This is a genomic window from Mesorhizobium sp. (assembly GCF_004962925.1).
Classification (GTDB): domain Bacteria; phylum Pseudomonadota; class Alphaproteobacteria; order Rhizobiales; family Rhizobiaceae; genus Mesorhizobium.
The window spans coordinates 1,734-7,356 of record NZ_SUEO01000204.1 but is presented as its reverse complement, the minus strand read 5'-3'; the positions used below and the strand labels follow the sequence as shown (position 1 = coordinate 7,356).

Here is a 5,623-nt window from a genome sequence, read left to right as displayed (position 1 = left end):
CGCCCGCCGGCTCGGCATCGCCCTCGTGACAGAGGACCGCAAGACGCAAGGCCTGCATCTTCAGGCCTCGATCACCGACAATGTCGCGCTGCCGCTGGTCGGCGCGCTGGCGCGGTTCGGCCTTCGCTCGCTGGCCGGCGAACAAGACCTGGCGCGGCACGCCGTCAAGGCACTCGGCATTCGCTGCGGTACCATCGAGCAGCCGGCCGGCACGCTGTCCGGCGGCAACCAGCAGAAGGTCGTCATCGGCAAGTGGCTGGCGACGCGGCCGCGGGTGCTGTTGCTGGACGAGCCGACACGCGGCATCGATGTCGGCGCCAAGCGCGAGATCTACGATCTCATCTTCAAGCTGGCGCGAGACGGGCTCGCCATCGCCGTCATCAGCTCGGAATTGCCGGAGCTGCTGCATCTTTCCGACCGCATCCTGGTCATGGCCGATGGTCGCCAGACGGGGATCCTCTCGCGCGCGCAAGCCAGCGAGGAGGCCATCATGCGGCTTGCGGCGCCGCGCCGGACCATGACGAGACCCGCAGCATGAGCATCTTGAACATCCTGTCCCGGACGAAGCTCTATTGGGGCCTGATCGCCATTTTCCTGATCGGCGTGCTGGCCTCGCCGATCAGCTCCAAGGGCAACAACATCTTCCTGTCCTACGGCAATCTGCTCGATGTGCTGCGCCAGGTGTCGACCACCGGCCTGATCGCCACCGGCATGACGGCGGTGATCATCACCGGCGGCATCGATCTTTCCGTCGGCTCGCTGATGGCGATCTGCACCGTGGTCTGCGCCATGCTGCTGACGGTTCCGGGTGTCACGCCGGCGGTGGTGCTGGGGGTGCCGACAGTTGCCGTGGTCACCCTTTGCCTCGGCATCCTCGTTACCCGCTTCATCTTCCTGAACATCGAAAAATCCCGCGCCGGCTCGCAGGCCACGCACGACATCAGGCTGGATAGCGTTCGTGGGCTGGTCACGCCCGGCATTGTCGGGGTGGTCCTCTGCAGTCTCGTGCTGTGGTTCCTGCTGCCGCAGGTAGGCTCAAAATTCGGCGTGCTCGGCGTGTTGCTGGTGGCGCCTTGCGTCGGACTGCTGTTCGGCGCGCTCAACGGCTTCATCATCGTTGCCGGGCGGCTTCAGCCTTTCATCGTCACGCTGGCGATGATGGTGACGGCGCTCGGCATCGCCCGGCTGACCGCCGGCCAGAACAATGCGGTGCTGCCGGTCTACACCGGGTCTAACGCCACCGCGGATTTCGAGATCCTGCGCTCGCTGGTGTTCGGTGTGATCCCGATGCCGGGCCTGTTCTTCCTCGGAGCGATCCTGATCTACGGCGCCGTGCTGCGCTTCACGCCGTTCGGCCGCTATGTCTACGCCATCGGCGGCAATGAAGAGGCGGCACGGCTGTCCGGCATCGCCGCCGGCCGCGTCAAGATTGCGACCTACGCCGTATCCGGGCTGCTGGCCGGCGTGGCGGCAGTGCTTTATGTTGCGCAATACAGGCAAGGCAAGCCGGATGCCGGCGCCGGACTGGAGCTCGATGCCATCGCCGCAGTGGTCATCGGCGGCACCAGCCTGATGGGCGGACGTGGTAGCCTCATCGGCACATTCTGCGGCGTGCTGATCTTCGGACTGCTCTCGAACATCCTGCAATTGCACAACATCAATTCGAACCTTCAGCTCGTGCTGAAGGGGATGATCATCATCGGCACTGTGCTCGTGCAGGAGCGCAATGCCTTTGATCTTCTCTTCTATCTGCGCCTGCCTGGTGGAAAAGCGGCGCACAAGGAAACGACCGCAGCAAAGCGGCCGTCAAAAGAGACCCCGTCTCTAAATCTTGGAGGAAACAAGAAATGAAACGACGTGACATGTTGAAGCTTGCCGCCGTCACCGCGGCACTGCTGACCACGACCGCCCTTTTGACCAGCGGCAACGCCTACGCGCAGGACAAGAAGTGGAAGATCGGCTTCTCGCAGGTGACGACCATCGAGCCGTGGCGCGCCCAGTTCAACAAGGACATCCTGGCTGAGGCCGCCAAGCATCCGGAAGTCGAGCTGATCGTCACCGACGGCGAGGACAAGACCGAAAAGCAGGTCGCCGATGTCGAGAATCTGATCCGTCAGGAAGTCGACGCGCTGCTGGTGTCACCGAAGGAATCCGCCGGCTTGACCGGCGTCGTGCAGCAGGCGATCGATGCCAAGATCCCGGTCTTCGTCCTCGACCGCAACGTCGAAACCAAGGACTACACGCAGTTCGTCGGCGGCGACAACAAGCTGATCGGCCGGGCTGCCGGTGAATACGCCGTCGAGCTGCTCGGCGGCAAGGGCAAGGCATCAGGCAATGTCGTCGAGATCTGGGGCGGCATGGGCACCCAGCCAGCACATGACCGTCATGACGGCTTCCATGAATTCACCGACAAGGAGCCGGGCATCAAGTACCTGCTCGACCAGCAATCCGGCGACTGGAAACAGGACCAGGCCTACAACATCATGGCCACGGCGCTGCGCAACAACGAGAAGATCGACCTCGTCTATGGTCACAACGACCCGATGGCGTATGGCGCCTATCTTGCCGCCAAGGATGCCGGACGCGAGAAGGACATCAAGTTCATCGGCATTGACGGCCTGCCTAATGAAGGCGTGACGCTGGTCAACAATGGTGAGCTGACGGCGACCTTCACCTATGTGACGCCCGGCGCCGAAGGACTGCGGCAGGCGATCAAGTTCCTGAACGGCGAGAAGGTCGAAAAGACCATCACCTTGCCGACGGAGAAGATCACTAAGGAAAACTCCGCCCAGGTCCTGAAGGACAACGGCCTCTGAGTGAAACCTCCCTGCCGGGCGGACATCGCCCGGCAGGGAGAAAAATTCAGGCTTCGAAAGGCAAGCCGCACCGCTCAGGTCAGCTTGGCCAAAAGCCGCATGAAAATGGCGGCCTCCTTTGCGGAAAGCGGCGCCAGCGTTTCCTGCGTGATATCGCGGGCGATCGGGATCAGCCGCTCGATGGCATCGCGCCCTTCAGCAGTCAGATTGACCAGCAGGCGCCTTTTGTCGACCTCGTGCTTGGAAAGCTCGACCAAGCCGCGCGCCTTGAGCCGGTCGATGACGCCTTTTACCGTCGCCGCGTCCATAGCGATCAGGCTGCCAAGCTGGTTCTGCGAGGTCTCGCCGACGTCGTGCAATTTGGCCAGGGCGGCGAATTGCGGCGGCGTCAGGTCGGCGATGTGTGCTGCGAAGATCGAGACATGGCGCTGGTGCGCCTTGCGCAGAATGAAGCCCACCTGCTCCTGCAAGCGGTAATCGTTTTCCTCCTGCTCCTCGACCTCGACCAGCTTGAGCAGATTGTCCTCGCCGCTCACCGCAGTCCGTCCCATGCCTTGATGTCCTTGGCCGCGAGGCCGCCCATGCGATCATGCACGCGCGGGCCGCAGGTCATGGCAAGGCAGAACAGGATCTCGTCGGGACGAGGCCCGTCGCTGATGCCGATCTCCATGGCATCGAAATGGCTGCGCACATAGGCGGCGTTGATATGGCCGAGCGGCACGTCGAGCCGCGAGCCGAAGGCGCCGACCTTCTTTGCCGACGGCACAATCGCCTTGGCGTCGCCGAGCCGCTCTCGCATGGCGTAGCCACCCGGCACATGCCACAGCGCGCCATGCTCCAGCTCGCCGGCGATACCGACGATGGCGCCCTTGCCGTAGCCGTCGATCTGCTTCACGTCGCCGCCCAATGCGGCAATGAGCTTGTCGGACAGCAGCAGGCCGAGCGGCTTCAGATCGTCCATGGCGCCCTGCAGCTCTTCCACGTAGCGACCCGCGAACGGGTTCTTCACCACCGCCATGGCCGCGGCGCGACGGCGCGGCACCTTCGCCACCGGCCCGCCCTCGTGGAAGATCTCTTCGGTCAGCACCGCAATCTTACGGATCGCAAACTCAGGCATGGGCAATTTCCTTCCTTGACTTCTCGTTGGGCGCAACGAGCGCCATGGGACCGGCAATCCGTGCCTGACCGGCAAGGAACAGCGCTGAAGCGGCAATCAGGCGATGTCGCCGAAAATCTTCGGCGACGGCGAACCCGCTGTCCAGCGCGGCGGCTATCTCGCTAGTGGAAAGCACGCCGACGGCTTGGGTGACCAGGCGATCGCCAAGGTCGCTATCGGGCGCCAGATCGCGCGCCGGCACGCGCTCGATGGCAGGATGACCGGGCAGATCGACGGCGTTGGCGATCAAAGTCGCGGCGGCATCGGCTTCAGCACCCGTCCGCGCCAGCACGGTGACGGCGTCGGCGATGCCCAGCGAAAAGGAACGGCCGCGCCAGCCGCTGGTCGCGACGCCGCGAATCCCGTCCTCGGCGCGGATCGTGATACGGTCCGCCAGTCCATGACCTGTCCCGGCAATGGCCAGGATCATGGACTGGCCGCTGCCGAGATGGATCGCGCTGTCACCGCCATTGTTGACATAGGCGCGATCGAGCCGACGGCCGGCCAGCAGCGCGCCAAGCATTTCGTCGGCTACCGAACCGGCAACGGCAGCCATCGGCGTGATGAATTGTTTCGCCAGCGGAACAACCGCCGCTTCCATGCGCCGCGCCATCAGACCAGCGAAAGCACGTGGCCGCGAGAAGGCCGGGCGGCGCAGTTCCGGCAGTTCGTCGACGAGCTCCTGCAGGATTGTCTCAAACCGCGCCACCGCCTGGCCATAGGCGGCGCGGCATTCGTCCACATCGCCAAATGCCTCGATGATCAGGTCGATCGGGCCATGATTGAGATGCAGCCGCCTGCCGTCCTCAAGCCAATGTGCCTGCGGGCCGTTCATCACCCGGCCCCGTCGCTCGCTGCGCGCTGCAACTGCGCCAGCGGAGGCCACGGATTGCTGGCCGGTGCTCCCGTGCCGCGACGCGGGTTGAGATATTCGCCGCCTTTGGCAAGAATATCCTCGACGCTGCGGATCTCCGCCTCGTAGCCACCGAGCCTGACATAGTCGTCGCGGCGCAGGGTGAACTCGATGGGTGCCACCAGCGCCGGCGTCGGCACATAGCCAAAGGCACCTTCCGGCACGCGGGTGACGTCGACCATCAGCGTGATGCCGCCGCCCGGCCAGACATAGACCGGCGCGCCGCCAACGGTCACATAAGTCGTCAGGCCCTGCACCGACCGGGTCAGATTGACCGGGTTCTCGGTGACGCCGGCGCGCAGCGAGCCGCCGGCACCACCGACGAACAGCACGGTGCACAGCGCCGGCTCGCAATTGTCTTCGATCAGACCGACGGATTTTTGCAACCGTTCCGGGAACGGTTTTTGCACCGGCTTCAATTCGTCGTCGAGTTCGTAATAGGCGAACTGCTCGCCGGTGGTCGAGACCATCAGCAGCGACAGGCCCGGCCTTGCGCCCTTTTTCGCATTCCATTCGCCAAGGATCGACAGCGGATCGGAAATGCTGGTGCCGCCCCAGCCTAGGCCCGGCTCTGACACTTTGAAATAGCGGCCCGGCGTCGAACGGCGGCCGATGATCTTGATGCCGGTATCCTGCCAGCCCAGCACCTTGCCGGCCTGATGCTCGGAGACGACGCCGGTGATGTGGTCGTCAACCACCACCACCTCGTCGACCAGGCCGCGCCACTGGGTCGCGAAC

General features: G+C 64.2%; 6 protein-coding genes and 1 pseudogene. 3 read left to right on the top strand and 4 right to left on the bottom strand.

Going from position 1 to position 5,623, the window contains the following annotated elements; translation table 11 throughout:
- From E5W87_RS28670 to E5W87_RS28660, 3 genes are all read left to right on the top strand, one after another.
- Positions 1-538 (top strand): ATP-binding cassette domain-containing protein (locus tag E5W87_RS28670; protein WP_292405178.1); only part of this gene is annotated, 538 nt, incomplete at its 5' end.
- On the top strand, positions 535-1,851 hold the full coding sequence (locus E5W87_RS28665; protein WP_292405175.1) for an ABC transporter permease: 1,317 nt from the start codon (positions 535-537) through the stop codon (positions 1,849-1,851). The genes E5W87_RS28670 and E5W87_RS28665, both read left to right, overlap by 4 nt.
- The gene (locus E5W87_RS28660) at positions 1,848-2,816 is read left to right on the top strand and encodes a substrate-binding domain-containing protein (RefSeq protein WP_292405173.1); all 969 of its coding nucleotides are present in this window, start codon (positions 1,848-1,850) and stop codon (positions 2,814-2,816) included. Before E5W87_RS28665 ends, E5W87_RS28660 begins: the two co-directional genes overlap by 4 nt.
- A 74-nt stretch (positions 2,817-2,890) precedes the next feature.
- Here E5W87_RS28660 and E5W87_RS28655 read toward each other — a convergent pair whose 3' ends face one another.
- The 4 genes and pseudogenes from E5W87_RS28655 to E5W87_RS28640 all read right to left on the bottom strand — a co-directional run.
- On the bottom strand, positions 2,891-3,352 hold the full coding sequence (locus E5W87_RS28655; protein ID WP_292405195.1) for a MarR family winged helix-turn-helix transcriptional regulator: 462 nt from the start codon (positions 3,350-3,352) through the stop codon (positions 2,891-2,893).
- The gene (locus tag E5W87_RS28650) at positions 3,349-3,933 is read right to left on the bottom strand and encodes an amino acid synthesis family protein (RefSeq protein WP_292405170.1); all 585 of its coding nucleotides are present in this window, start codon (positions 3,931-3,933) and stop codon (positions 3,349-3,351) included. Before E5W87_RS28650 ends, E5W87_RS28655 begins: the two co-directional genes overlap by 4 nt.
- Positions 3,926-4,807: a UPF0280 family protein gene (locus tag E5W87_RS28645; RefSeq protein ID WP_292405167.1), complete on the bottom strand. Its 882-nt coding sequence runs from the start codon at positions 4,805-4,807 to the stop codon at positions 3,926-3,928. The genes E5W87_RS28650 and E5W87_RS28645 overlap by 8 nt, the downstream gene beginning before the upstream one ends.
- A pseudogene (locus tag E5W87_RS28640) lies at positions 4,807-5,623 on the bottom strand (6-hydroxynicotinate reductase); the annotation flags it as partial. The gene E5W87_RS28645 and the pseudogene E5W87_RS28640, both read right to left, overlap by 1 nt.